General features: G+C 60.5%; 21 protein-coding genes. 16 read left to right on the plus strand and 5 right to left on the minus strand.

Features of this window, described 5'->3' with window-relative positions; translation table 11 throughout:
• Positions 1 to 5: 5 nt before the first annotated feature.
• The 3 genes from uppS (at position 6) to dxr (ending at position 3,030) form a co-directional block, all read left to right on the plus strand.
• The gene (gene uppS, locus F8C90_RS06425; protein WP_158049656.1) at positions 6 to 785 is read left to right on the plus strand and encodes an undecaprenyl pyrophosphate synthase; all 780 of its coding nucleotides are present in this window, start codon (positions 6 to 8) and stop codon (positions 783 to 785) included.
• Positions 786 to 858: 73 nt separating this feature from the next.
• Positions 859 to 1,779: a phosphatidate cytidylyltransferase gene (locus tag F8C90_RS06430; RefSeq protein ID WP_158049703.1), complete on the plus strand. Its 921-nt coding sequence runs from the start codon at positions 859 to 861 to the stop codon at positions 1,777 to 1,779.
• 27 nt (positions 1,780 to 1,806) lie between these two features.
• Entirely contained in the window at positions 1,807 to 3,030 is a 1,224-nt protein-coding gene (gene dxr / locus F8C90_RS06435) for a 1-deoxy-D-xylulose-5-phosphate reductoisomerase (protein WP_158049658.1), read from the plus strand.
• A gap of 69 nt (positions 3,031 to 3,099) precedes the next feature.
• Here the strand turns inward: dxr and F8C90_RS06440 are convergent, their stop codons facing one another.
• Positions 3,100 to 7,743, minus strand: a complete 4,644-nt coding sequence (locus F8C90_RS06440; protein ID WP_158049669.1) for an isopeptide-forming domain-containing fimbrial protein — start codon at positions 7,741 to 7,743, stop codon at positions 3,100 to 3,102.
• A gap of 10 nt (positions 7,744 to 7,753) precedes the next feature.
• Between F8C90_RS06440 and F8C90_RS11145 the strand changes: the two genes are divergently transcribed.
• The 4 genes from F8C90_RS11145 (at position 7,754) to F8C90_RS06455 (ending at position 11,428) form a co-directional block, all read left to right on the plus strand.
• The gene (locus F8C90_RS11145) at positions 7,754 to 8,104 is read left to right on the plus strand and encodes a hypothetical protein (RefSeq protein WP_211361049.1); all 351 of its coding nucleotides are present in this window, start codon (positions 7,754 to 7,756) and stop codon (positions 8,102 to 8,104) included.
• 100 nt (positions 8,105 to 8,204) lie between these two features.
• Positions 8,205 to 9,317, plus strand: a complete 1,113-nt coding sequence (locus F8C90_RS06445) for a site-2 protease family protein (RefSeq protein WP_158049671.1) — start codon at positions 8,205 to 8,207, stop codon at positions 9,315 to 9,317.
• Positions 9,318 to 9,419: 102 nt separating this feature from the next.
• Positions 9,420 to 10,091: an HAD family hydrolase gene (locus F8C90_RS06450; RefSeq protein WP_246155829.1), complete on the plus strand. Its 672-nt coding sequence runs from the start codon at positions 9,420 to 9,422 to the stop codon at positions 10,089 to 10,091.
• Between the two features lie 92 nt (positions 10,092 to 10,183).
• Entirely contained in the window at positions 10,184 to 11,428 is a 1,245-nt protein-coding gene (locus F8C90_RS06455; protein WP_158049673.1) for a putative ABC transporter permease, read from the plus strand.
• A 153-nt stretch (positions 11,429 to 11,581) separates the two neighbouring features.
• Here F8C90_RS06455 and F8C90_RS06460 read toward each other — a convergent pair whose 3' ends face one another.
• Positions 11,582 to 11,782: a hypothetical protein gene (locus F8C90_RS06460; RefSeq protein WP_158049674.1), complete on the minus strand. Its 201-nt coding sequence runs from the start codon at positions 11,780 to 11,782 to the stop codon at positions 11,582 to 11,584.
• Positions 11,772 to 12,713, minus strand: a complete 942-nt coding sequence (gene metA, locus F8C90_RS06465; RefSeq protein ID WP_158049676.1) for a homoserine O-acetyltransferase MetA — start codon at positions 12,711 to 12,713, stop codon at positions 11,772 to 11,774. Before metA ends, F8C90_RS06460 begins: the two co-directional genes overlap by 11 nt.
• Positions 12,714 to 13,143: 430 nt before the next feature.
• On the opposite strand from metA, the gene rplM reads away from it, so the two are divergent.
• From rplM to F8C90_RS06485, 4 genes are all read left to right on the plus strand, one after another.
• On the plus strand, positions 13,144 to 13,578 hold the full coding sequence (gene rplM, locus F8C90_RS06470) for a 50S ribosomal protein L13 (RefSeq protein WP_158049677.1): 435 nt from the start codon (positions 13,144 to 13,146) through the stop codon (positions 13,576 to 13,578).
• Between the two features lie 2 nt (positions 13,579 to 13,580).
• Positions 13,581 to 13,973: a 30S ribosomal protein S9 gene (rpsI, locus tag F8C90_RS06475; RefSeq protein WP_158049679.1), complete on the plus strand. Its 393-nt coding sequence runs from the start codon at positions 13,581 to 13,583 to the stop codon at positions 13,971 to 13,973.
• 132 nt (positions 13,974 to 14,105) lie between these two features.
• Positions 14,106 to 14,531, plus strand: coding sequence for a transposase (locus tag F8C90_RS06480; RefSeq protein WP_158049681.1), 426 nt, complete (start codon positions 14,106 to 14,108; stop codon positions 14,529 to 14,531).
• A 114-nt stretch (positions 14,532 to 14,645) separates the two neighbouring features.
• A complete protein-coding gene (locus F8C90_RS06485) occupies positions 14,646 to 15,041 on the plus strand; it encodes a TDT family transporter (RefSeq protein WP_158049682.1) in 396 nt (131 codons plus the stop codon).
• Positions 15,042 to 15,150: 109 nt separating this feature from the next.
• On the opposite strand, the gene F8C90_RS06490 is transcribed toward F8C90_RS06485, so the two are convergent.
• Together F8C90_RS06490 and F8C90_RS06495 are read right to left on the minus strand one after the other, a co-directional pair.
• Positions 15,151 to 16,347, minus strand: coding sequence for an MFS transporter (locus tag F8C90_RS06490; RefSeq protein WP_158049684.1), 1,197 nt, complete (start codon positions 16,345 to 16,347; stop codon positions 15,151 to 15,153).
• Between the two features lie 14 nt (positions 16,348 to 16,361).
• Positions 16,362 to 17,687, minus strand: a complete 1,326-nt coding sequence (locus F8C90_RS06495; protein WP_158049686.1) for an MFS transporter — start codon at positions 17,685 to 17,687, stop codon at positions 16,362 to 16,364.
• Positions 17,688 to 18,060: 373 nt separating this feature from the next.
• On the opposite strand from F8C90_RS06495, the gene F8C90_RS06500 reads away from it, so the two are divergent.
• The 5 genes from F8C90_RS06500 (at position 18,061) to F8C90_RS06520 (ending at position 23,925) form a co-directional block, all read left to right on the plus strand.
• On the plus strand, positions 18,061 to 18,285 hold the full coding sequence (locus tag F8C90_RS06500) for a hypothetical protein (RefSeq protein WP_158049688.1): 225 nt from the start codon (positions 18,061 to 18,063) through the stop codon (positions 18,283 to 18,285).
• A gap of 72 nt (positions 18,286 to 18,357) precedes the next feature.
• The gene (locus tag F8C90_RS06505; RefSeq protein WP_158049690.1) at positions 18,358 to 20,616 is read left to right on the plus strand and encodes a molybdopterin-dependent oxidoreductase; all 2,259 of its coding nucleotides are present in this window, start codon (positions 18,358 to 18,360) and stop codon (positions 20,614 to 20,616) included.
• A gap of 24 nt (positions 20,617 to 20,640) precedes the next feature.
• Positions 20,641 to 20,973, plus strand: a complete 333-nt coding sequence (locus F8C90_RS06510; RefSeq protein WP_158049692.1) for an oxidoreductase — start codon at positions 20,641 to 20,643, stop codon at positions 20,971 to 20,973.
• A gap of 257 nt (positions 20,974 to 21,230) precedes the next feature.
• A complete protein-coding gene (locus F8C90_RS06515) occupies positions 21,231 to 23,555 on the plus strand; it encodes a molybdopterin-dependent oxidoreductase (protein ID WP_158049693.1) in 2,325 nt (774 codons plus the stop codon).
• Positions 23,556 to 23,589: 34 nt separating this feature from the next.
• On the plus strand, positions 23,590 to 23,925 hold the full coding sequence (locus F8C90_RS06520) for a 4Fe-4S binding protein (protein ID WP_158049695.1): 336 nt from the start codon (positions 23,590 to 23,592) through the stop codon (positions 23,923 to 23,925).
• The last annotated feature ends 7 nt before the right edge of the window (positions 23,926 to 23,932 follow it).

The raw sequence follows: 23,932 nt of genomic DNA on the forward strand, positions 1-23,932 counted from the left end.
GTCTTTTGAACAAACCGCTTGATATCATTTTTCCCAACCCGCCTTCGGGGCTTGCCCCCGAAGCGCTTGATGCTGCGCGTATTCCTGAGCACATCGCCGTCATCATGGACGGCAACGGCCGTTGGGCGAAAAAGCGCGCGCTCAACCGCCTGAAGGGACACAAGGCGGGAATCGAGGCGGTGCGCGAGACCATCCGCTGCGCGAGCGATCTTGGCGTTCGCTACCTGACCATCTACTCGTTCTCGACCGAGAACTGGAAGCGCCCTCAAGAGGAAGTCGTCGGGCTTATGGATCTGTTCGCTAAGACGATGCTCGCCGAGGTGGACGGCCTTCACGAGGAGCACGTTCGCGTGAAGACAATCGGGGATCTGTCCCTTCTGCCCGAGGAGACGCGCGAGGCGTTCGAGGAGGCATGGGAGAAAACCAAGAACAACACGGGGATGACCCTGGTCGTTGCCGTCAACTACGGTTCGCGCCAGGAGATTCTCCGTGCGGTCAATCGCTGCGCGGAAGAGGTGGCCGCCCGCACCGCCGACGGGCTTGCCCCGAAAGAGTTTTCCGCCGAAGACTTTGAGCGCGGGTTGTACACGGCGGGCATGCCCGATCCCGATCTGGTCATTCGGACGAGCGGAGAGGTTCGCCTGTCGAACTTCCTTCTGTGGCAGGTTGCCTATTCGGAGTTCGTCGTGACCGATGTGCTATGGCCGGACTTCGACCGCTACGAGCTTTTGCGCTGCCTGCTCGAGTTTCAGGGGCGCGATCGCCGCTTTGGGGCGGTGAAGTAGTGTGACCCGCAAAGATGCCGACACGCGAGATGCTGCGGAGGAGTGGAAGCGCTCGGCCGAGCGCAAGGCGAGTCTGAAGGCCGCGCGCGCAACCGATGAGGAAAACGCAGGCCCGACACGTTCTACCCGCATCAAGGATTTCGCTTACAAGAAGACGCCGCAAAAGCTGAAAAACGCGACTGACCTGCAGGTTCGTTTTCGCACAGGTGCGATTTACGTAACCTTGTGCATCGTGTGCATCCTCGTAAGCGACATCTCGACGCTCGTGTTTTTGTGTGCGACGGCGGGGATTTGCGCTGGCGAGTTTTACTACATGCTGCGCGCCGATGCGAAGCTTCCTAATGAGATGCTCGGCATCATCGCCGCGATGCTCTACCCCGTAAGCGTGTACTTCCTCGGCGTGGTCGGCGCGCTGTACGTGAGCATCGCACTTCTGCTCTCGCTTATCGTTTGGTACGTGTTTTGGCTGCGTGCGCGCGTGCCCGATGTCGGCGTGAGCTTTTTCGGTGCGGCGTACACAGGTCTTCTCCTTTCGGGCATCGTAGTCGTGCGCACAGCGCTGCCCGACCCGTGGGGCGGCGTGCTCGTCATCGGCATTTTCCTGAGCATCTGGGCGAACGATTCCTTCGCTTACCTGGTCGGAAGCAAGATTGGCAAACATAAGATGGCGCCGCGCGTCAGTCCGAAAAAGAGCTGGGAAGGCTTTTTCGCGGGCATCGTCGGCTCGATGGTCATCTGGGGGTTGTTCACATTGATCCCCGGCTTGAACCTGAACCTTCCCGAGGCGCTCGGGTTCGGCCTGGTTTGCGGCCTTATGGGCGTGCTGGGCGACTTGGCTGAAAGCCGCATCAAACGCAACTCCGGTTTCAAGGATTCTGGCACGATCATGCCGGGCCATGGTGGCCTCCTCGATAGGTGCGACTCCCTGTTTCTCGTTGCAGCATCGTCGGCTATCCTTTTGGTGATTTCCGGGGCAATTCCCTTTAGCGTTTAAACGTCGCTTTTCAAGAAAGGTGCTTTCATGAGGCGTATCGTTGTTTTGGGATCGACGGGGTCGATCGGCACGCAAACGCTCGACGTGGTGCGTCAGCATCCCGATAAGCTTAAGATCGTGGGGCTTGCCGTGAACACGCGCGCCCAGGATATGCTTGCGCAGGCGAAGGAGTTCGGCGTCGGTCACCTTGCCGTGGGCAGCGAAGATGTTGCTGCGGGCGAAAGCGCCCTAAATCTTGCCACGTTTGCGAAATCCTTTGGAGAAGACGGCTCGCTCGGTTTTGGGATGAGTGCCGTGGTCGACTTGGTCCGATTATCCGAGGCTGACGTGGTCGTGAATGCGCTTGTGGGTGCTGCGGGTCTGCGTGCAAGCTACGAGACGCTCAAGGCTGGTAAGGTCTTGGCGCTCGCGAACAAGGAGAGCCTCGTTGTCGGTGGCGACTTGATCATGCCGCTTGCAGCGCAGGTTGATGAGGCGCGCAGGGCATCGGGGACTGCTCCCGCGGTGGGGCCGGCGGGCGCGCTCATGCCGATCGACTCCGAGCACGGGGCAATCTATCAGTGCCTGCTCGGCGAGAACGAGCGCGAGGTTGCCAAGCTGTGGGTCACCGCATCGGGCGGGCCGTTCCGAGGTCGCACGCGCGACGATTTGCGTGACATCACGCCTGCTCAGGCGTTGAAGCATCCGACCTGGCATATGGGTGCCAAAATCTCGATCGACTCCTCCACGCTCATGAACAAGGGGCTCGAGGTCATCGAGGCGCATCATTTGTTCAACATGCCCTACGACAAGATCGAAGTCGTCGTGCAGCCGCAAAGCGCCATCCATTCCATGGTCGAATACGCCGACGGCAGCGTGAAGGCGCACCTGGGGACGACCGACATGCGTATCCCTATCCAGTTCGCGCTGTCGTACCCTGATCGATGGGAGGCTCCGGTCGCACCGCTCGACTTCCGGACGCTGGGATCTTTGGAGTTTGCCGCTCCCGATGAGAAAACGTTCCGCTGCCTTGCGCTTGCTCGTCATGCGGGCTCGGTGGGCGGAACCCTTCCCTGCGTGATGAACGCTGCGAACGAGATAGCTGTCGCCGCCTTCTTGTCCGAACGGGGAAGCTATCTGGGCATTGCGGAATGCGTCGAGGCCGTGATGTCCGAGCACGAATCGCAGGGCGTGCAGAAAGTGGAGAGCATCGAGCAGCTTCAGGCGCTGGACGCTTGGGCGCGTGCAGAAGCTGAGAGGCATATACGCTAGCCTGGAGCTTCATCGTTTTATTCGGGAGGCCGACGGATTTTGCCGTCGGCCTCCCGTGCGTTTCGTCCCCTAGCGTCTACCTGCCTTTCTCTTGCGGAGCGCAAGCGCTCCAGCTCCGATGCCGATCGCTCCCGCCGAGACCATGAGCGCAGGGATCATTTTCAGCGCGAAACCCATAAGCTCATCGCCGGTTTTTCCCAAGCCCTTACCCCTTGTGGTGCTGCCGCCTGAATCGACGATGGGCTGCGCGCCTTCGTCGACGTTCACGATGGCGTGGGCGATGCGCGCATCTTCAAGGCTGGGCGAGGTGAGCACTGCCCTGTTCGAGAACTTCGTTCCCGCCAGCGCCTCGTCGGCGATGTCGGCGGCGAAGGTAATCGTTGCGGTGCTTCCCTTTTCGAGCGTCCCGATGAGCGCGGAGAACGTGTTGCCATCGCTTTCGAGGGCGGCATCGACTGGTTTCCCGTCGATTGCGACCTGGATGCTGTCGAAGTCGATAGGGGCCCCGCTGGGCATCTTCGTGTCCGCGACGAGCACACTCTCGACTGTGCCGCCGATTGCTGTCGCTTCGATAGTGAAGCCGATCCGCTCGCCAACGGCTGTGCTCTCCCTATCGACGCTCTTCACGAGTTCGATGTCGACCTTGGAGGCGGGCCGTTCGATGACGACAACGCGCGCTGTGCTGTGTGGCCTATCGCTTAACGTAGGTGACTCGATCGTCGCGGTGTTTTCGACGGTCGACCCAACAAGGGACCCCTCTTCGATAAGTGCCTCGTATTCGACGGAAACGTTCGACCCCGCGCTCACCTTGCCGAGTTTCAAGGCGAATGACTGAGCGTCCCTGCTTGCGAAGTCGGGTTCAATTCGCTTGCCGTCTGCGGTCGCTACGAACGTGGCGTAGTCGATGGCGACTCCTTCGGGCATCCCCTCGTCCACGAGTAGCGCATCTTCGAGGTCTGTCTCGCCGACCTCGACCGATAGGGCGTAGGAAACCGTTTCTCCTGCAAAGGCGGATTCCGCCGATGCCGTCTTCTCGATGCTTGCCGTGCCTGCGGGTGCGACGATGTCCACCACTGCCTGAGCGGTGCGCTCGCCCTCGAGGGTGGGTGAGGTGAGCGTCGCGCCGTTTACCACCTTGTGCCCGATAAGGCCCTCATCAGCGACGTTCGCCTTGAACGACACCACGGCAACATCGTCTTTCCCCATCGTGCCGAGCTCGATCGCGAACGAGCTCCCTTCCTGGTGCACGATGGGCTCCTCTATGGCCTTTCCGTTCACGATGGCGCTCAGGCTGGCGAAGTCGACCTCGATGCCCGAGGGGAGACCGCTGTCGGTTATCACGGCGTCGCGCAAGGTCCCGTTGGTCGCGCGGGCCGTGATTGTGTACGTGAACGAATCTCCCACCTGCACGGTTTTCTCGCTTGCCTCCTTCTCAAGTGAGGCGTTCGCTAAGGGTTCACTCACCTCGATGTCGTTCGCGGCGCTCGATGCGGCAGCGTCGCTCGCTTTGGCCTGCGCGCGGTTGATGACGTGCTCGGATGCGACGGGGAGTTTGGCCGAGTACTCAACCATGAGGGTCTCGCTGTCGTGCAAATCGATGCCCGGTTGGAGGGAGAAGCCGAAGACGGCGCCGTCCCTGTTTTTCTCCAGCGTGACGTCAGGATTGTCGACGATCGTGCCATCAGGTCTGGTCACCAGGATGGACGAGGCGTCGATCGAGGCGAGCTCGTCGCTTTCGAAGCAGTCGGCGAAGGCAATGCTGTGCGCGGTCGAGCCCTTGCGGGTTTGGGTGACGGTGACGGTGTAGTGGGCAACATCCCCCGCCTCGTAGCGCTGCTTGTCGGAGGTCTTCGAGACCTGGAGCTGCGCATCCTTCACCGTAATCGACGCGTCGCCGCTTGTTTGCGTGTTGGGTTCGTCGGTTGCGGCTATCGCGGTGTTGCCGACGGTCGATCCGGCGAGCGCGGCGTCGGCGATGGCGACGGTGTAGTCGACGGACACGGTCGTCTCGCCTTCCTCGCCAAGGGGGTTCGTGCCTTGCTCTGCCTTCTCGCCGAAGCGATAGAACGTGCGCTCGGGCGAGTTGCTGACGAGATTGCGATTCGTCTCGATTGTAAAAGAGGGCTTTTCCCCGTTGGTGCTGATCACGCAGCTGTCGGTGATGTCGTTGCCCTCGGAATCCCAAACCTTGATGCTGTCTCGCTGCAATTCGACTCCCTTCGCTTGCAAAAGGTCGGAAATGACCAGGTTGCGCCCGATTGTCCCCGGCGTGTTGTTCGTCACCTTTACGTGGAAGGCCACAAGGTCGCCAACGTTGCAGGTGTCCTGTGATGCGGCCTTCTCCACCTGCAGGGTTGGCTGGTTCAGCCAGGTCAAAGCACTGTCGCGCACGTTGGTTGCATTGTCGGCGCTCGCGGTCGCCGTGTTCTCGATCTCCCATCCTGCGATGGAGTCTTTGGGATAGCATGTGCAGGTGATGGTGACGGGCATATTTGCGGGAAGGTGGCTTACGGTTGTCGCGAATCCGGTACCCGCAGGCTTTGTCGTGCAGGTGACTTCCCGCCGCTCGAGCTGGCTGGGGGTCGACCCTTCGGCTCCTATCGGATAGGAAACGCTCTCGGGGGCGCCCGAGACGTTGACCATCAACTCGTCTGCGTCCGTCCGCCCGATCTTGAGTCCCTCGGGAAGGCTCTCATCGCTTACGACCACGTTGTTCGCAATGGTGCCATCCTTCGTGTTCTCGACGACGATCGTGTAGACAAGCGCCCCCGCATCTTGCTCGGATGCCCCGATGAAGTGCTCGTAGCGATCGGCGGTCTTTTCGATGGACAGGCTCGCCGTGTTCGTCCAAACCTCGGCGGAGTCGGACGCTTCCTCGCAGTTGTTCGCGCGGGCTGTGGCGATGTTTACCTGCTCGGCGCCATTGCCCGCTTGGGTGGCGATGGCGGCGAAGCTCACGGTGAGCGTGTCCCCATAGTTGAACTTGTCGAGCTGGCAGCTCCAACGGTTGTCTTCGATGCTCGGGGTGGGAAGGTTCTCAATACCCGCGACCTGCACTGTTTCCGGGATGAGTTCAAGCCCTTCGGGAAGGTTGTCGGAGAAGACGGCCTCGCGGCACTGGGCGTTTTTCTCGCTTTGCGCGAAGGAAGCGGTGAAGCGGACTACCTCGCCTACTTCGTATTCGTAGGCGTCTGCGGTTTTGTCGACGGTGAGTCTCGGTGGGATGAGAGTCGTCTCGACGCTGTTGCTCGGATAGATTCCTTTGTCATTGACGTGGGCGTAGGCGCTGTTTGACACGGAGAGCGCGCCGTCGGCGGGGTACTCGGTGAGCTCAGCCTTGAACTCGAAGCGGTACGTCTCGCCCTGCATGCGCATGGAATGCTGCAGGTAGCTTTGCGAGAACACGAACTTCACGGCGTTTCCTCTCTCGCCCTCGCCCTCGTCGCTTTGGCCTGCGTAGACTACCTCACCCGCGTTCTCGATTAGCTGTCCCTCGCCGTCGGTGAGATAGCCGCTCCCGTCGACGTAGCGCATCTCGCGGGGAAGCGCGTCGATAATCTCGAAGTCGGTATAGGAGTAGCCGTTTCGGCAGGTCACGCCACGCTCATGGACGGGAACCTCGACGGTGTAGGCAACTACGTCGCCGATCGAGACCCCTTCGGTCTTGTCGGCGATCTTGCGCACGTCGAGCTTGCCGTCTTCGACGATGTCGTCGTTGGGGTTCGGTGCGGTGAGAAACTCGTTCGTCATGGCGAAAAACGATTGCGCCGTCGAGTAGGACCCTTTCCAAGACGATACGAAGGAAAGCTCGATGGGGGTTCCCTTCTGCGATCCGGTGGTGTCGAAATAGGCTCCTACCAGGCCGAGCTTGTAGAGAGGGTCGTTCGGGTCTGCGCTGATGGCGCCGTGCTCGTCTTCGACGCCGCCGCATGGGTATTCGGGCGAGGAGATGATGCTTTGCTCCTCGTCGATGGACAGGAAGTCATTCTTGTCGACAACCTGCGCGAGCGAGACGGCGCCTCCGAAGCCGAACTTTTGCCCCACATCCAGATCGATGCAGGTCATATGCCCTTTAACCTCGTAAGGATCGTCGGTTCCCGCATAGAAGAACTCGACGCTCACCTCAAGATCGGTCAAGCCCACCGTGTAGAAATTCAGGTTCTCGATGAGCGACCCTGTGCGCTGGTAACCGCTGTTCACGAATACGCCGGGCTGGAAGGTGTCGTAATCTGCCCGCTCTTCGTATTCGTCCCAGCCGGATGCGCCGTTCGACATGACGGGCTCCACGTAATTCCAGTTGGAAAGCGTGACAACGGCGTCGACCTTGTCGTTGCCATAGCTTGCGCCGGTGTAGCGAAGCGCGAAGCTGCCCTTCGGCGTCGTGCGGTCGATGCGCGCCGCGAATCCGGAATCGCCGGTTGCAGCAAGCTCGTCATAGTCTCGAGGGTAGTATTGCTTGATATTCGGCTCGCTCGTGAACCCTCGCACGGCTTCGACGTCGGTAAAGCTGATGCCCCAGTTGAATCCTTCTGGCGTGAACGAGTCCTCGGGGATGTATTCGATGGGAACCTTGCTCGCCGCCTGTGCGACCCCAGGTGTGCAAAGCGCAGCGCCAGGGGCGAGTCCGATTGCGAGGGCGAGTGCCAGAGCGATGTTGATTGTCTTGTGTTTTACCTGGTCAATCGGTTGAGGAAGCCTCCTTACGCTAGCCATAGGGGCCTCCTTGCGTGCTGAGTTCGAAAAGTTGGCTATTCATGGTGCTCCTTTCTCGCGAAATGCGCTCACTGCGCCGGGGAGTCTGAGCATAGCGTCGCGTTCTGGCGGCGAGGACGCACCAACCTTGCCGTTTCATCGCGCGTTATCTGCACGGAGGCCCCTGAAAGTCGGTGGGCAATCCCTACAAACTCGGCTGAAACTGCACCGCGATTCGAATATCTCCGACGCAAATTCGTCGCGCATTCTCGAAAACCTGGCAAAAATCTGCCAGGAAGCCGGCAATGGTTCGGCAACAAAAGCCGCGCACGGGTGTAGGTTTTCTGGGCTGGGCGCATTGGTCGGCGCGGCTTTCCTATAATGGGTGCTGAACGTGTTATTCGGCGACTCGCTTTCGCCCGCCTTGTATGCGAGGAGCTTGCTGCCCCGTACCCCTTCAAGCCTTCCGAGGAGTCGCTTGCATGGATATTGTCCTTATGATTTTGTACGTCTCGATCCTGCTCGGCTTCCTCGTGTTCATCCACGAGGGCGGGCATTATCTGGCGTCCCGCGCGCTTGGCGTGCGCGTGACCGAGTTCATGATCGGCTTTCCCGGGCCTGGCATCGGCTTCACCAAATGGGGCACGAAGTTCGGTGTGACCTGCGTTCCCCTTGGCGGCTATGCGAAGGTGTGCGGGATGGAGCCGGGCGAGATGAGTCCCCATCTGGAAAGCGTGCTCGCGGCGATATACCGGCGCGGGACGGCAAACATGGAGGATATCGCGCAAGATTGCGGCATCTCCAACGACGACGCCCTTGCTGCCCTCGATGAGTTGGTGGAGTGGGGAAGCATCCAGGGTCCTACGAAAAAGGACAAGTTCAACACCTACCGCGCGATGGCCACCCGTCCCACCAAGGGGCAGATTAAGCGCGCCGAGGCGGCGGGGCAGCCGGCTCCTCTCGCCTATGAGCTGGGACAGCCGCGCCTGGTCGACGACCCCCACGCACTTTTCGAAAGCGAATACAGCCAGCAGTACCGAAGCCTTCCCTTCTGGAAGCGAACGGTCATCCTTCTTGCGGGAATCGCCGTAAACTTGCTGTTCGCCGTCTTGGTCTTCGTGGTGGTGTACTCCATCGTAGGCGTCGATATGACGAACTCGCAGACGGGCGAGGTCTCGCATATCACCATGTCGCCCTTGCGCTCGGTGGAAGTTGGCTTCGCCTACATCGGCGCGGTGGTCCAGATGGTGGTAAGCCTGTTCAATCCGCAAACGGCGGCTGATGTCGTGTCGAACTCGACGTCGGTGGTCGGCATCGCCGTCATGTCGAAAACCTACGCTGAAGCGGGGCTTCTCGAGTTCATCTTTTTCATGGCGATGCTCTCGGTTTCGCTCGGCATCATGAACCTGCTGCCGATCCCGCCCCTCGACGGCGGCCGTTTTGTCATCGAGATCTTCCAGAAGCTCACGCGCAAGAACGTGTCGACGCGCGCCCTGAGCTATATGAGCGCGGCGGGAATGATTCTCTTTTTGGGATTCTTCGCCATCATGGTCAACCAGGACGTGCAGCGTTTCGTTTTCGGCAACTGGGGCTAGTCCGCGCGCCATTCGCCCAAATGCTTGCCTTCGAACCGCGGGGCAGCTTTCTTTCTTGCTAGGCTCTAGGGGAAAGAGGGAAATGGGCGAAAGGACGGCGAGGTGGCGAGCGAGGCTCCAATCGGCGTGATATTCGACTGTGACGGCACGCTCCTCGACAGCATGGGCGTGTGGCGCGAGATGGAAAGCGAGTTCGCACATCGTGCGGGCGGCGAGCTCTCGCCAACCGACAAAGACCGGCTGACAACGATGACCACCCCCGAGGCAGGCGAGTTCTTCCACACGAAGTTCGGGCTGGGCACGTCCCCTCAAGAGGTCGTGCGCATGGTGGGTGAGTACATGATGGAGTTCTACTCGACCCGAGCGACGGCTCGCCCGGGCGCGCTCGAGTTCGTGCGCTCCTTGTTCGAGCGCGGCATCAGGCTGTCCGTGGCATCTTCCTCTCCGATGCCGTATCTGCTCGCAGGGCTTTCCCATACAGGGTTCCTCCCGATGCTCGACGCGGTGGTGTCCGTCGATGATGTGGGGAAACCGAAGCGCGAGCCCGCGGTGTACGACCGCGCGCGCTCGCTTATGGGTACCGAGCTTTCCCGTACGTGGGGCGTGGAAGACGCACTGTACGCGATCGGTACGCTCAAGCGGGCGGGGTACCATACGTTGGCGGTGTACGACTGCGATTTGTCGGGAACCTATGCGGAGCTTTCCGCGTCTGCCGAGCGCGCGGTGCGCGACTTCCGCGATCTCGACCCTGACGAGTTCATCGAATTTGCCTGAATGGTTGCCATGCCGTAGGAAAACGTGCGACTCCATTCCCTATAATGGACGGCAGTGTTCATTCAGCGGGCAGCGTTCGAAAAGGGAGCATCATGGCGCATGGGGAAAGGGAAGAGATGGTCGTGGCCGAAGGTGGCGCGATCGATACCGCATGCGATCCGAAGCCGAAGATGCCCCTGCTGCTGAAGGTGTTTGGCGTGCTGTGCATCGTGGGCGGGGCGGTCTCCATCCCAAGCGGTGTTCTCGCGGTTGTCGTCATCGTACATTTTTTGCAGTCGGGCGGCCTTGCCGAAGAGGCGCTCACGCCCCTTGCCGTGACGGTGGTTCTCGTCCTTGCCCAAGCGGCTATGTTGGTGTTGTTCATCCTGCTGGGCGTGCGCCTTCTCCGCAATAAAAGACGCTATGCCGCGCTTACCGCTGAGGTCCTCATGGCGTTTGCGGCGGTGGCGTTCGCCTGCAACATCATGCTTAACGGCACCGATGTCCATATCGTGCCGACGCTGGTCATCCTCGTGCTCCTGTTCTTCGTGTCGGGCTACGTCGATCCGTCGCTTTCCGAGGAGCGCGAGCTGCAGCGCAAGCTCCGCGACATGGAGACGCGCGACCAGGCGGAGGAGGGAACGCTCGGCTTGGACTCGACAGGGCGCGGCTATATCGCGCTCAACTTCTTCAACGTGTTCTGGATCTTCGTGGTCTGTAGCGTGTTGGGCCTGATCATAGAGGTGGTATATCACTTCGTCATCGTTGTTCCCGGCGAGTACCAAGATCGCGCGGGCATGCTGTTCGGGCCGTTCTCGCCCATTTACGGCGTGGGCGCAGTGCTCATGACCATGGCGCTCAACCGCTTCCACGACAAACCGGTGCCGGTGATCTTTTTGGTGAGCGCCGTAATCGGCGGTGCGTTCGAGTTCTTCGTCAGCTGGTTTATGGAAACCGCGTTCGGCGCGGTGGCCTGGGATTACACGGGCACATTCCTCTCTATTGACGGCCGCACGAACGGCATGTTCATGGCGATGTGGGGCATGCTGGGCGTGCTGTGGATAAAGGCGCTCCTGCCGAAGATGCTCGACGTGGTGAACTTGATTCCCTGGAAGCTGCGCTATACCGTGACCGCAATCGCCACGGCGCTCATGCTCGTGAACGCCATCATGACGCTGCAATCGCTCGACTGCTGGTACGGACGGCTGTCGGGGCATGTTCCCGAAACGCCCATCGAACAATTCTACGCCACGTATTTCGACAACGATTTCATGGCGAATCGGTTCGAGAGCATGACCATCAATCCCGACAGCGCGACGCGAGGGCCGGGGGCGCCGTCGGATGGCGCTCTCGGCTAGGGGCTATCCGGCCGCGCGCTGAGACGGCGCGGCTTCGGGTCGGTCCGGTTGTCTTTGCGAGAAAAAGGCCGCTGCGGCGCAGTTCAGTTCATGCTGCAGCGGCCTTTTTATGGTGCGGTTCGTGAATAGGGGGCGACTTGCAATTGGGGGCTTCTACGCCCAGGGATCGCGCTCGAACAGGGGGTTCGTCTCCTGTCGGTCGGAATAGGGGTCGTAGCCGTCGTCGTCTTCGCTCTCGGCTCGGATACAAGGGTCGCGATGCGCGGGAGCATGTTTGCGCGCTGCCTCGGCAAGAAGCTCCTCGGCGGTTTTTCGCGCCCGGCCCTGCTCGTCTTCCGAAGCGCTATTCGTCATCTGCTGCCTCCTCGTGCCCAATCGCGTCGATCTCATACGGTGTCGTTTGGTACACATAGTAGTTCAGCCAGTTGGTGTAGAGCAACTGCGCGTGCGCGCGCCAGGTCGATTCTGCGGGCTGCGTAGGGTCGTCGTCGGGGTAGTAGTGCTTGGGCAGCGGCGCATTCGGATGGGTCTTCGAGTCGCGCTCGTATTCCACATTCAGGGTCTCGCGGTCGTATTCGGGGTGGCCGAACACGAAGAAATTGCGGCTGTCGGTGCTTTTCGCCATGTAGACGCCGGCTTCGTCCGACTCGGCGATGATTTCCAAGTTGGGGTTTGCCTCGATGTCCTCGGCTCGCACGTTGGTGTAGCGCGAATGGGGTGCACGAAAGCGGTCGTCGAATCCGCGCACCCAGGGGGAAGACGGCTTCACGACGCGGTGCTCGAACACGCCGGTCGTCTTCTCGTCGAGCTCGTACTTCTCGACGCCGTAGCGATAGTAGATGCCCGCTTGGGCTCCCCAGCAGATATGCAGAGTGGAATGGACGTTCGTCTTCGACCAGTCCATGATGCGCGTGAGCTCATCCCAGTAATCGACGTCGTGGAAATCGAGCAGCTCGACGGGCGCGCCCGTGATGATGAGGCCGTCGAAATGCTCATCTTTCACGTCGTCGAAGGAGACGTAGAACGTTTCCAAGTGCTCTTCGGAGACGTTTTTCGCGACGTGGCTCTTCGTGCGGAGGAGCTCCACCTCGATCTGCAGCGGCGTGTTCGAGAGCTTTCGCAGGATCTGCGTCTCGGTGGTGATTTTGGTGGGCATGAGGTTTAAGAGCAGAACGCGCAAGGGGCGGATATCCTGGTGCAGCGCGCGGTGCTCGGTCATGACGAAGATGTTCTCTTTTTCGAGTTGCGCGGTTGCCGGCAGCGAATCGGGAATCTTGATAGGCATGGCGCATCCTTCCGATTGATGGAAACTTCCTCGTTATCCTAGCAAAAAATCAGTTCACCCAATTATATGAAGCAGCGATAACACATTATCGCGGAAATCGGGAAAGCGGATGGTGCGAGGCGCTTTTCTCACTCCCGATTTCCGAAGACTTTCTGCAGATGGCCATGAATAAGACGATTCCGACTTGACTTCCCCTCGCCAAGCCAGGTAGACTGCAAAAGTTCGCTTTCAAAAGCCCCGTGAAAGCAGTAAAGGCAGAAGCGTTGTGCCAACGGAGTCCAGGCCTGAGGTATGCGCGTCGGCGTAGGAAACCGGCATCTGGCTGACCTGCACTTTTGAAAACAAACACCCGCTTGCGGTAACGCGCAAGCGCACCTTGGAAGGGCCCCTCGGCTCGTTCAAGGAACAGAGTATCTATTGGAGGAAGCAAGTGAAGACGTATCATGCGAAGCCCGGCGAAGTCGAGCGCGAATGGCTTCTGATCGACGCAACCGATCAGGTTCTCGGCCGCGTGGCCACCAAGGCCGCACAGATTCTCAAGGGCAAGCACAAGCCGCAGTACACCCCGCATGTTGATACGGGCGACTTCGTGATCATCATCAACGCGGACAAGATTCGCGTTACCGGCACGAAGGCTGCAGCGAAAGAGTATTACCGCCACAGTGGTTTTCCCGGTGGTCTCAAGTCCGAAACCTTCACCGAAGCCATGGAGAAGCATCCTGAGCGCGTGATTGAGCATGCTGTTAAGGGCATGCTGCCGAAGAACACGCTGGGTCGTGCCCAGGGCATGAAGTTGAAGGTGTACGCTGGCCCTGAGCATCCTCATATGGCTCAGAAGCCCCGCGAGATCAAGATGGAGGGTTAATCATGGCAGGTGAAGCTCTGTATTACGGCACTGGCCGTCGTAAGAACGCCGTTGCTCGCGTGCGCCTCGTCCCGGGCACGGGCAAGGTGACCATCAATGGTCGCGAGGGTGCTGAGTACTTTGGCCGCGAGGCTCTTCTCGATTATGCGAAGACCCCGTTCAAGGTGACCGACACCATGGATCACTTCGACGTGATCGCTCGCATCAACGGTGGCGGCATCTCGGGTCAGGCCGGCGCTCTGCGTCACGGCATCTCCCGCGCTCTGCTCGACGCCGGCGACTATCGCGCCGAGCTCAAGAAGGCCGGCTACCTCACCCGCGACTCTCGTGTGGTCGAGCGTAAGAAGTACGGCCTGAAGAAGGCTCGTAAGCGTCCGCAGTTCTCGAAGCGCTAGTTTCTTCTGGAACATACACGGTTGCAAACCCCGTCGCTCATCCGAGCGGCGGGGTTTCTTTTTTTTTGTCGCGTCGGGGATGTAGGTTGATACTTGGGGAGAGAGAGTTTCGAAAAGGGAACCCCACAGTAAATGGGCAAGTACGCGCTGCTCAAGAACCCCGAGAACCTCGCGGAGGCGCAGTCGGGCAAGCTCGCCGAGATCGCGCGCGAGGACAAGCGCCTGCACAGCGCCTGCCTGCCCAAGGAGGACCTGCGCGGCGTGTTCAAGCCGCCGGACGGCGCCGCCGCCGCGGAAAAGCCCGACAGGTGGCTCAGCAGGGCCTGCCGTAGCTGGACCAAGGAAATCAAGGAGCTGTCGAAGAGGGCCAGGCGCCGCAGGGAGGCGATCGCGAGGGCCGTGGAGCTCGGCGTCTCCAACGCGCGCGTCGAGGCCGTCAACAACAAGGTCGAGCTCACGGTGCGCATGGGCTGCGGCTTCCGCGACATCGACAACCTCATAGCGCTCGCCATGCTGCGCTGCTCGAACCTGCCGATAAAGCTGCCTGGAAGGGCTTAGGCCACTTGAAATCTACCCACACAAACTGGCGAAGCCTCCGTTATTTTGGCGTTTTCCGCGATGTCGTTTGCGGCTCTGACCGTCCCGGTTACGCTTCGCATCGTTAGGCACGGATTGCCCGGAGCAACACGGGCTTCAGCGTGCATCTGCGCAGCACCGGCGAGCCTGCTGCTCGTCGGCTACCTTGCCGTTACGGAGACCCCGAACACGGTTGCCGTGACGGTCTTTCTGGCGGTTGCGCAGGCTCTCTACTTCGGCGCCCTCGCGCAGGAGCCCGCCTGCGTCAAGGCGGGCTTTCACCCCTCGCACGCCGCCATGACCTTCCCCTTCGTTGTGGCAACGACGGCCCTCTCCTCCGGCATGTCATTCCTTTCGCCTGCGGGAATGGCACTTCCTCCAGCGCTTTTCGCGCTTTCAGCCGTGGAGAACGCGCTAGCCTGCGCCATGACCGAGCTCGTTCTTTTCAAATACGTGCGCTTCCTTTCGGAACGGTCCAACAACCGAGGCTGAATTCTGCAACAGAATGATTCGTTCGAATCTCATGAGTACCAAACCGAATCAAAGTCGACTGTGAGGTCTACTTTGAAGGAGGCTTGTCGCAGGGTGAACCTCAAGCGCATCAAACCCGACGCCCGTGCGATACCCAGTAGACCGCCAAAAGAACCGCCGAAACAGCGGCGCACACAAGGTAGACTCCCCGGCACCCAACATGCGGAATGAGCAGCCCCGCCGCCATAGGGCCCATTCCAAGGCCGAAATCGGCAAGCGCGTAGAAAGTAGAAGTAGCCAACCCGACGCGATGCGCCTCGACGGCCTTGACCGTGACGACCTGCACGTTCGAAAAGAAATTCCCGAAACCCACGGCAAGCAGGCAGGCGGAGGCGAAAAACGCCGCGCCTCCCGCGCAAAAAGCCAAAACGGCGAAACCCAAAGCCATCGAAACAACTGCAGGACCGATGACAGCGTTTTCCCCTTCCCTATCGAGAAGCTTGCCCGCATGCGGTCTCGTAAGCATCAAGGCGACAGCGTAAATGACGAAAAACCACGGCGCGTATGAAGAGAGCCCCAACGACTCAGCGTGCACGCTGAGAAACGAGTTCACGCTGCCGAAAGCCAAGGTTGCCACCATAGCCAAGGCCGAAAGGGACAGCGCCGCAGGCTCGAAAAAATCCCGCAGTTTGAAGCCGCTGAACAACTCGGCTTTCTGTTCGGGCGAAAGTTCTAGACCTCTCACCCGCATACATGCAATTGCCAGAAACGCGAGCGCCGAGCATACGGCATTCAACGCAAGTACAGCGATGAAACGGGAGCCGTGAACAAGGGCGATGCCCAGAAAAGGAGCCACCGCATTCGCGAGCGTCGATGCGAGCGAAAAGTACCCCAAAGCCTCGCCCCATCTTCGGTCGGGAAGATGTTCCGTGACGACCACCGTGAGGGTGTTGTTGTTCACTCCGAAAGCCAGACCGTGAAGAAAGCGCATCAACGCGAACGCAGAGAAGCCCATCGGGGCGAAATACGCCAAGGACAGCGCGAAATACACCGCGCCGCTCGCCAACAGAACCGTTCTTCTACCCGCCAAATCGGCATAGCGGCCGGCAAAAACACGGCTGATCAGCGCCGCCACGACGAAAACGCCGGCTGCCATGCCGGCCTCGCCCGTTCCAACGCCGTAGGCTTTCATGCAAAACGCCGTCATGGTGGTGTTGTTGAGCATGAAAGTAACGCCGTAGAAGAACCGCGATGTCGTGGCGAGGGCAAAATCCTTCGTCCAGATTCGCTGCGACGGCGCATCGGTCCCCTGAATGCTCGAACCCACGCCTAAGCCCCGCCTCAGTTCAGCGCCTTTTTGATGGCGACGAACGGGTTTCCGTACTTCTTGCCGCCGGTTTTGGGAATCCAGACAAGAACCAGCACGGCCATCAGAAGCACGCAAGCGGCATTGAAGAGCCAGATGGAGTTGTACGAACCGGTAGCGTCGATGATGCCGCCCGCGATAAACGGGCCAAAGAAACGCCCCACCAGCGAAATGGTCACGATAAGACCAGATCCGGTGCCCAGAATCTCAGGCGGGTACAGCTCGGTTATCTGGGATTCGTACACTGGAATGAACGCCTTGTTGAATCCCAGAAAGGCTATCAGGACAAAGCCGGTTGCGGCACCGAAAACAGCCGTTTCGACATCCTCCAAAAGCGCGAAGAGGGCAACGAAGGTAACGGCGCAGAGAAATCCCAGCAGCGCGAGGATGTACTTCCTCGCGAAGATGTCGGTCAACGGAGACCACACGATGCTTCCTGCCGTCTGCGCCGCGCGATGGGTTGACGATATGAGGCCCGCCGCCACCAGCGTGTAGCCCGCCGCCGTCATGGTGGTCACCATGAAAGTGGTGTTCGTGTAAATGCAGGCTTGGATGAGAATCATGATGATGCCCATCTTCCAAGTAACGGGCATCTTGAGCACTCGAATGACCTTCGCGCCCATGCTTTCGCGCTGAAGCTCGGCATGCTCGTCCATGCGGGAGGGCTCGATATCCTCTCCATCTGCGAGGCCGAAAGGGTGCTGCCCGTATTTTTTGGGTGCGTCTTTGGCAAGAAGCCCGATAGCCGCAGTTACGCACAGCCCGATAAGCGATATCCCCACAAAGCAGCCGCGCCATCCGAATCCCAGGATGAGCTGCGGAGCGAGAACGCCTATCACGACGCCGGCGATGGTTCCTCCCACCGAAACCACGATGAGCGCCTTGCCAACCCAGCGAGAGGCGAACCACGAAGAGACGAGTTTCGGCATGAGCGAAGTCCCCAGACCCGCCGTGAAAGCCCCGGCGCAAGCGTAGAGGAAAACCGCGACGGGCAGGCTGTTGGCGAACAGGCCGAACGACATCATGAATACAGCCGAACCGCAGCCGCATATCACAAGCGTCTTACGCGTCCCTATCCTGTCAGAGCAGGCTCCCCATATCATGCCGAAACCGCCGTAGGTGATCCCGTACACCGAGGAGACGATGGCGGCGTCCGTAACGCTCACGCCGAAATCTGGAGAGAAGTAGGCTATGGTCATGCCTACGGAGTTCAAAGTGAAGATGCAGATAATCTGGGCTAGAAAGCCCGACCCCGCCATACCCCAAGCGCACAACGCGTTTTTCGACAAGCCGTTCGACATAGCGCCCCCTACACAACTCGCGTCCGACAATGCCAGCCCATTGTCCGAAAAACCCGAAACGAGCGCGTCATGCAGAGATTGGGAATTTCCGCAGATTCGCCCATCGGCCCATCAACGAAACGAACCGCAACGCCTCGCTCGGGTCATAAAAATTTTATGACCCCGCTCAATCGAAGATACGAACAATCTAGCGCGGCGCGCCTGCGATTTGAAAATCATTTGATGACGATTTCCCCCTTCTCTTTTTCTTTAATGGATGCGCCGAAGGCGGTGCGCGGTCTCTTGGGAATGCTCCCTTTCAAACGGCGTTCGCTCCCATACCGCAGTGCCGCCCGGAAAACCAGTCGGTCCGCAAATTGCGAGAGGAGAGAGTATGTGTTTTAGACCAGCCGAGATTTCATCGAAGGCGATATGCCCCGATTGCGGAAAGAAGATCAACCCCGTAGCGGGCGTCCTGCCAAAAAAATGCCCGTTTTGCGGAAGCGAGGGTCCTTTCGAGATGGAGGACATAGCATCCGCTGCCCCCGAGATGGCAGCGCCGGCGGCTCCCGCCGCGCCGGCAGCCCCCAAGGCTCCCGGCGCCCCGAAAGCCTCGTAGCGCGCTGCGCGAAGGGCCTCGGAGCGACGAGATACCGACATGCTGGCACACGAGAGAGAGGAACGAAGAGGAATGGCTGAAGAGAACGCTTGGAGGAAAATCGAGGGGGACGAGGAAGTCGTCCGCACCTGCGCATGGTCGCCTCCGGGATGCCACCCGGTAGGTTGCGGCGTCAAACTCCACATCAAAGACGGCAAACTCGTCAAGGTCGAAGGCGACGAGACCCATCCCATCACGCAGGGCCGCCTGTGCGTGCGCTGCCTGACCCTGCCCGAATACATCTATCATCCCGACCGCATCCTCACTCCCCTCTACCGCGACCCGAAAGATCGCGGCAAGGACAAATGGAATCCCATCACCTGGGACGAGGCTCTCGACATCATCGAGGAGAAGGTCAACTATGTGAAGGAGAACTGGGGGCCGGAATCTCAGGTCGTCTTGCAGGGCACGGGTCGCGAGTCCACCCTGTACGCCTCCGCCATGGCCTACGCCTGCCTGGGCACCCCCAACCAGTCCTCCCCGCTGAGCGGCCAGGCCTGCTACGGCCCGCGCTGCACCGTCGCAGACTTCCTTTTGGGCGCGGGCTATCCCGAGCTCGACTACGCGGCGTTCTTCCCCGATCGTTACGACGACCCGCGCTACGAGGTGCCCAAGTACATCATCCTGTGGGGCAAGGACCCGCTGTTCTCGAATCCCGACGGATTCTTCGGGCACGCCATCATCGACCTCATGAAGCGCGGCACCAAGCTCATCACCATCGACCCGCGCGTCACCTGGCTGGGCGTGAAAGCCGAATACCATCTGCAGCTGCGCCCCGGCACCGACGCCGCCGTGGGTCTCGGCCTGCTCCATGTCGTGATAGGCGAAGACCTCTACGATCACGAATTCGTTGAGAAGTGGTGCTTCGGCTTCGAAGACCTGGCCGAGCGCGTGAAGGACTGGACGCCCGAGCGCGTCGCCGAGGTGGCCTGGGTTGACCCCGACGCCTTGGTGGGGGCAGCCAGAGCCTTTGCCACCAACGCCCCCTCCTCCATCATGTGGGGCCTGGCCCTCGACACCGCCACCAACGGCGTGCAAGCCAGCCAAACGCTGCTCGACCTTGCCGCCATCTGCGGCTACATGGATGTCCCGGGCGGCATCACGCTGGCCGTGCCCGCAAGCTTCATGGGCAAGTGGCGTTTCGAGATCATCAACAAGCTGCCCGCCGAGCTCAAGGCGAAGAAGATCCTCAACCCCAAGTATCTCGCCTGGAATGCCACGGCCACTCAGGCCCACGACGACGCGGTGCTCGACGCGCTGGAAACCGACAAGCCCTATCCCGTGAAGCTGGTGTGGATATTCAGCTCCAACCCGCTGGCCTGCTGCGGCGTGCAGCCGAAGCGCTGGCTGGAGGCCCTGAAGCGCACGGAGTTCAATGTGGTGCAGGATGTGTTCATGACCCCGACCGCCATGGGCGCCTGCGACTTGTTCCTGCCGCTTGCCACCTACGCCGAGCACGACGGCGTCGTGCTGCCCCACTTCGGACGCAACACCCATTTCCTCGGCGCCATGAACAAAGCCATAGAGGTGGGAGACTGCAAGTCCGACATCGAAATCTGCATCGCCGTCGGCAAGAGGCTGAACCCCGCCGAATGGCCCTGGGACACCGCCGCCGAGTTCTTCACGGCCCAAATCAAGCCCAACATCGGCCTCACCTTCGAGGAGCTGCAGGACGAGGGCATCCACATGCAGAGCTTCGAGTACCGCAAGTATGAAACGGGCGGGCTGCGTCCCGACGGAGAGCCCGGCTTCAACACCACCACGGGCCTCATCGAGCTCAAATCGACGCTGTACCCCGACTGGAACGAAGACGCGCTACCTTACTTCGAGGAGCCTTTCTACAGCCCCTACAGCGACAAGATCAGCGACGAGGAGAAGGCCGAGTACCCGCTGGTCCTCACCACGGGCGGGCGCGTGACGGCGTCTTTCCACTCGGAGCATCGCCAGATTCCCTCGCTTCGCGCCATCACCCCCGATGCCATCGTGGAGATTCACCCCGAGACCGCAGCGAAGTACGGCATCGAAGAAGGCGACTGGGTGTGTATGGAGAACTCCCTGGGCCGCGCCATCGAAAAGGCCCATCTGACCACCAAACTCGACCCGCGCGTCGTCCACGCGCATCACGGCTGGTGGTACCCCGAGCAGGAGGCCGAAGAACCCAACCTCTACGGCGTGTTCAAATCAGCCGTCAACGAGCTCATCCCCCACGACAACTGCAGCGTCCTTGGCTGGGGAGCCCCGTACAAAAATGTCATCTGCAAGATTTATAAAGTAAACAGCTTGGACGATTAGGGAAGCGGAGAGGAGGAACGACCTATGAAAACGCACGGTTTGCTCATTGATTTCAAATACTGCACCGGCTGCCACGCCTGCGAGATAGCCTGCAAGAATGAGCACGACATCGCCATGGACGAGTGGGGCATCAAGGTGTTCGAGTTCGGCCCGCAGAAGCTCAAAGGCAAGTGGGCTTGGGACTACCTGCCCATGCCGACCGACCTGTGCGACCTGTGCACCGAGCGGCGCGAGGCCGGCAAGAAGCCCGCATGCGTGCACCACTGCCTGGCTGATTGCATGGCCGTGGTTCCCGTCGAGGAGATATCCGCGCGCATGCAGGAAGCCGGCGACAAGGTTGTGAGCTACATCCCCTAGCGCTAAGGCGCGCCGCCCATGCGGCGCGCCTCGCTACAGCGAAAGTGAGAGGTTGAAGATGTGCTACGGCTGCAGACCCACCTGCGAAAACTGCAAACCCAAGTTCGTCAGGTGCCCTCAATGCGGATGGCAATGCTGGATTTGGCAGAAAGCCTGCGTCAAATGCGGCTGCGCCATCACAGAGGAAGCCGTCGAAACCGCATGGCGGGTCTGGCACGAAAAGCACATTTCAGAGGAATAGGAGGAGAGGAGAGCTTATGGCGAAATGTCCGCGAAAGATCAACGACGAGCTCTATCGCGACGAATGGCAGTGGCAGGAGGGAGACCTCACCGTCACGCGCAACACCCAGTGGTCGGGGCCGGGCTGCCACAACGGCTGCGGCGTTCTGCACTACACCGACAAGGACGGCAAGCTGGTGAAGATCGAGGGCGACCCGAAAAGCCCCATGTTCAACGGGCGTCTCTGCATGCGCTGCCTCGCCGTGCCCGAGGCGGAGAACCATCCCAACCGCATCTACCATCCCATGAGGCGCGATCCGAAAGACCGCGGCAAGGACAAGTGGGAGGAGATCGGCTGGGATGAGGCCTACGACGCCATCGCGTCCGAGGTGAAGAGGGTCTCCGCCGAATACGGCGCGAAAGCCATCTTCACCATGGTCGGCACAGGCCGCAACGCGGGTTGGCAGGCCCATGCCCTGTGCAACTCCATTTTCGACAGCCCCAATGTGGGATTCGGCTTCCTGTCGGGAGAATCCTGCTATGTGCCCCGCATCGCAGCCATGGCCATGATGGGCGGCGCCATCCAGGTGATGGACTGCGCCCAGGTTCTCGAGCAGGGCTACGACGACCCCGAGTATGTGGTGCCCGAAATCTGCCTCATCTGGGCGAACAACCCCATCGTCTCCAACGCCGACGGCTTCTTGGGGCACTGGGTGGTCGATCTCATGAAGATGGGCATGAAGCTCATCGTGGTAGACCCGCGCATGTCCTGGCTTGGCGCCCAGGCCGAAATGCAGCTCATGCTGCGCCCCGGCACCGACGCCGCCCTGGCCTTGGGCTTCATGAATGTCATCATCAACGAGGACCTCTACGACCACGAGTTCGTGGAGAAGTGGACCTACGGCTTCGACGAACTCAAAGAGCGTGTGCGGGACTACCCCGTCGATAAGGTGGCCGAGATAACCGGCGTGCCCGTGGAAAAGATCGTAGCCGCCGCCCGCCGCTACGCAACGGCAAAACCCGCCACCGTGCAGTGGGGCCTGAAGCTCGACCAGCAGACCGACGGCATGGGCGCCACCCAGGCCCTGCAGTGCCTGTGGGCCATCACCGGCAATGTCGATGTGCCCGGCGGCAACATCATCGTGAACACGGGCTACATCCAAAACGACGCCCGGCGCCTGGTGGTCAAGCATGTGACCGATGTTGACGAGCGCTTCGGCAACGATTTGTTCCCGCTGCGCAAGATGGGCGTGACCGAGATGTCGTCCACCGACATCCTCATCGAAGCCCTGGAAACCGGCAAGCCCTATCCCGTCAAGATGCTGTACCTGCAGTCCACCAACTGCCTGGCCAACATGGCCGCCGACCCGCAGCGCTGCATGAAGGGCATGCTCACCTGCGACACTATCGTGGTGTCCGACTACTACATGACCCCCACGGCCGCCGCCACCGCCGACATCTTCCTGCCGCTTGCCATGAGCACGGAGCGCGTGGGCTGCCGCGGTTGGTACAACCCGCTGCGCACCATCAACAAGATCCACGAGACCGAGGCCCGCTCCGACGAGCAGATCATCATCGATCTCGGCAAGCGCGTGAACCCCGAGGCCACCCCTTGGAACACCCCCGAGGAGTTCTGGGAGGATGTTATGACCCACCTCGAGACCATCAAGGTGCCCGAGGACTTCTCCTACAAGAAGCTGCAGGAGGATATGTACTTCTGGCAGCCGACGGCCTACCGCAAATACGAGAAGGGACTGCTGCGCTCCGACGGCGAGGAGGGCTTCAACACCCCGACGGGCCTCTTCGAGCTGAAGTCCACCATGCTCGAAGCCGCCGGCCTCGACCCGCTGCCCTACTACAAGGAACCCGACCCCAGCCCGGTGTCCAACCCCGAATACGCGGCCGAGTACCCGCTCATCTGCACCACCGGTCGCCGCTCCTGGGAGTTCTTCCACTCCGAGCACCGCAACCTCAGGTCCATGCGCGAGTTCCATCGCTGGCCTCGCGTCGAGATGACGCAGGAGGTGGCGGATCGCTACGGCATCAAGGAGGGCGACTGGGTGCTCATCGAAAACGCCCAGGGCTCTGCCCGCGAGGTCTGCGTCATCAATCCCAAGATGGCGCCGGACACCATCTGCGCGGAGCACGGTTGGTGGTTCCCCGAGCAGGAGGCGCATTCGTCCAACCCGTTCGGCGTGTTCGATGTCAACATCAACCAGCTGGTGCCCATGTGCAAGGAAGGCCCGTCGGGCTTCGGCGCCCCCTACACCACGCAGATGTGCCGCATTTCCAAATGCGAGGACTTCGATCCGGAATATCCCAGCGATGTTCCCTACGACAATGTCGCGCACTTCAGCTTGTAGGATCCAAGCTTCGAAAGATGTTTGAGGAGGTTATATGAGTCAGGAGAAATACGGCCTTTTGATCGACTACGAGTTCTGCACGGGCTGCCACACCTGCGAGATGGCATGCAAGGTGGAGCACAAGCTGCCCGAAGGGCAATGGGGCATCGAGCTGGCCAAGATAGGGCCGCGCGAGATAGCGCCCGATGTGTGGGACTTCAAGTACGTCCCGATGCCGACGGCGTTGTGCGACCTGTGCGCCGACCGCGTGGCCGAAGGCAGGTGGCCCACCTGCGTCCACCACTGCCAGGCGCAGGTCATCGAGTACGGAACAGTGAGCGAGCTTGCCCGGCAGATCGACAAGCAGAAGATGGTTCTGTTCGTTCCGTAAGGGAACC

The sequence above is a fragment of the Ellagibacter isourolithinifaciens genome, assembly GCF_008831035.1.
GTDB classification, from domain to species: Bacteria; Actinomycetota; Coriobacteriia; order Coriobacteriales; family Eggerthellaceae; genus Ellagibacter; species Ellagibacter isourolithinifaciens.

Excerpts from the sequence above, each read along its gene's own strand:
- dxr (WP_158049658.1), top strand. The coding sequence starts at position 1,807 with ATGAGGCGTATCGTTGTTTTGGGATCGACGGGGTCGATCGGCACGCAA.
- F8C90_RS06440 (WP_158049669.1), bottom strand. The coding sequence starts at position 7,743 with ATGGCTAGCGTAAGGAGGCTTCCTCAACCGATTGACCAGGTAAAACAC.
- F8C90_RS06445 (WP_158049671.1), top strand. The coding sequence starts at position 8,205 with ATGGATATTGTCCTTATGATTTTGTACGTCTCGATCCTGCTCGGCTTC.
- F8C90_RS06455 (WP_158049673.1), top strand. The coding sequence starts at position 10,184 with ATGGCGCATGGGGAAAGGGAAGAGATGGTCGTGGCCGAAGGTGGCGCG.
- F8C90_RS06460 (WP_158049674.1), bottom strand. The coding sequence starts at position 11,782 with ATGACGAATAGCGCTTCGGAAGACGAGCAGGGCCGGGCGCGAAAAACC.
- metA (WP_158049676.1), bottom strand. The coding sequence starts at position 12,713 with ATGCCTATCAAGATTCCCGATTCGCTGCCGGCAACCGCGCAACTCGAA.
- rpsI (WP_158049679.1), top strand. The coding sequence starts at position 13,581 with ATGGCAGGTGAAGCTCTGTATTACGGCACTGGCCGTCGTAAGAACGCC.
- F8C90_RS06480 (WP_158049681.1), top strand. The coding sequence starts at position 14,106 with ATGGGCAAGTACGCGCTGCTCAAGAACCCCGAGAACCTCGCGGAGGCG.
- F8C90_RS06495 (WP_158049686.1), bottom strand. The coding sequence starts at position 17,687 with ATGTCGAACGGCTTGTCGAAAAACGCGTTGTGCGCTTGGGGTATGGCG.
- F8C90_RS06500 (WP_158049688.1), top strand. The coding sequence starts at position 18,061 with ATGTGTTTTAGACCAGCCGAGATTTCATCGAAGGCGATATGCCCCGAT.
- F8C90_RS06505 (WP_158049690.1), top strand. The coding sequence starts at position 18,358 with ATGGCTGAAGAGAACGCTTGGAGGAAAATCGAGGGGGACGAGGAAGTC.
- F8C90_RS06510 (WP_158049692.1), top strand. The coding sequence starts at position 20,641 with ATGAAAACGCACGGTTTGCTCATTGATTTCAAATACTGCACCGGCTGC.
- F8C90_RS06515 (WP_158049693.1), top strand. The coding sequence starts at position 21,231 with ATGGCGAAATGTCCGCGAAAGATCAACGACGAGCTCTATCGCGACGAA.
- F8C90_RS06520 (WP_158049695.1), top strand. The coding sequence starts at position 23,590 with ATGAGTCAGGAGAAATACGGCCTTTTGATCGACTACGAGTTCTGCACG.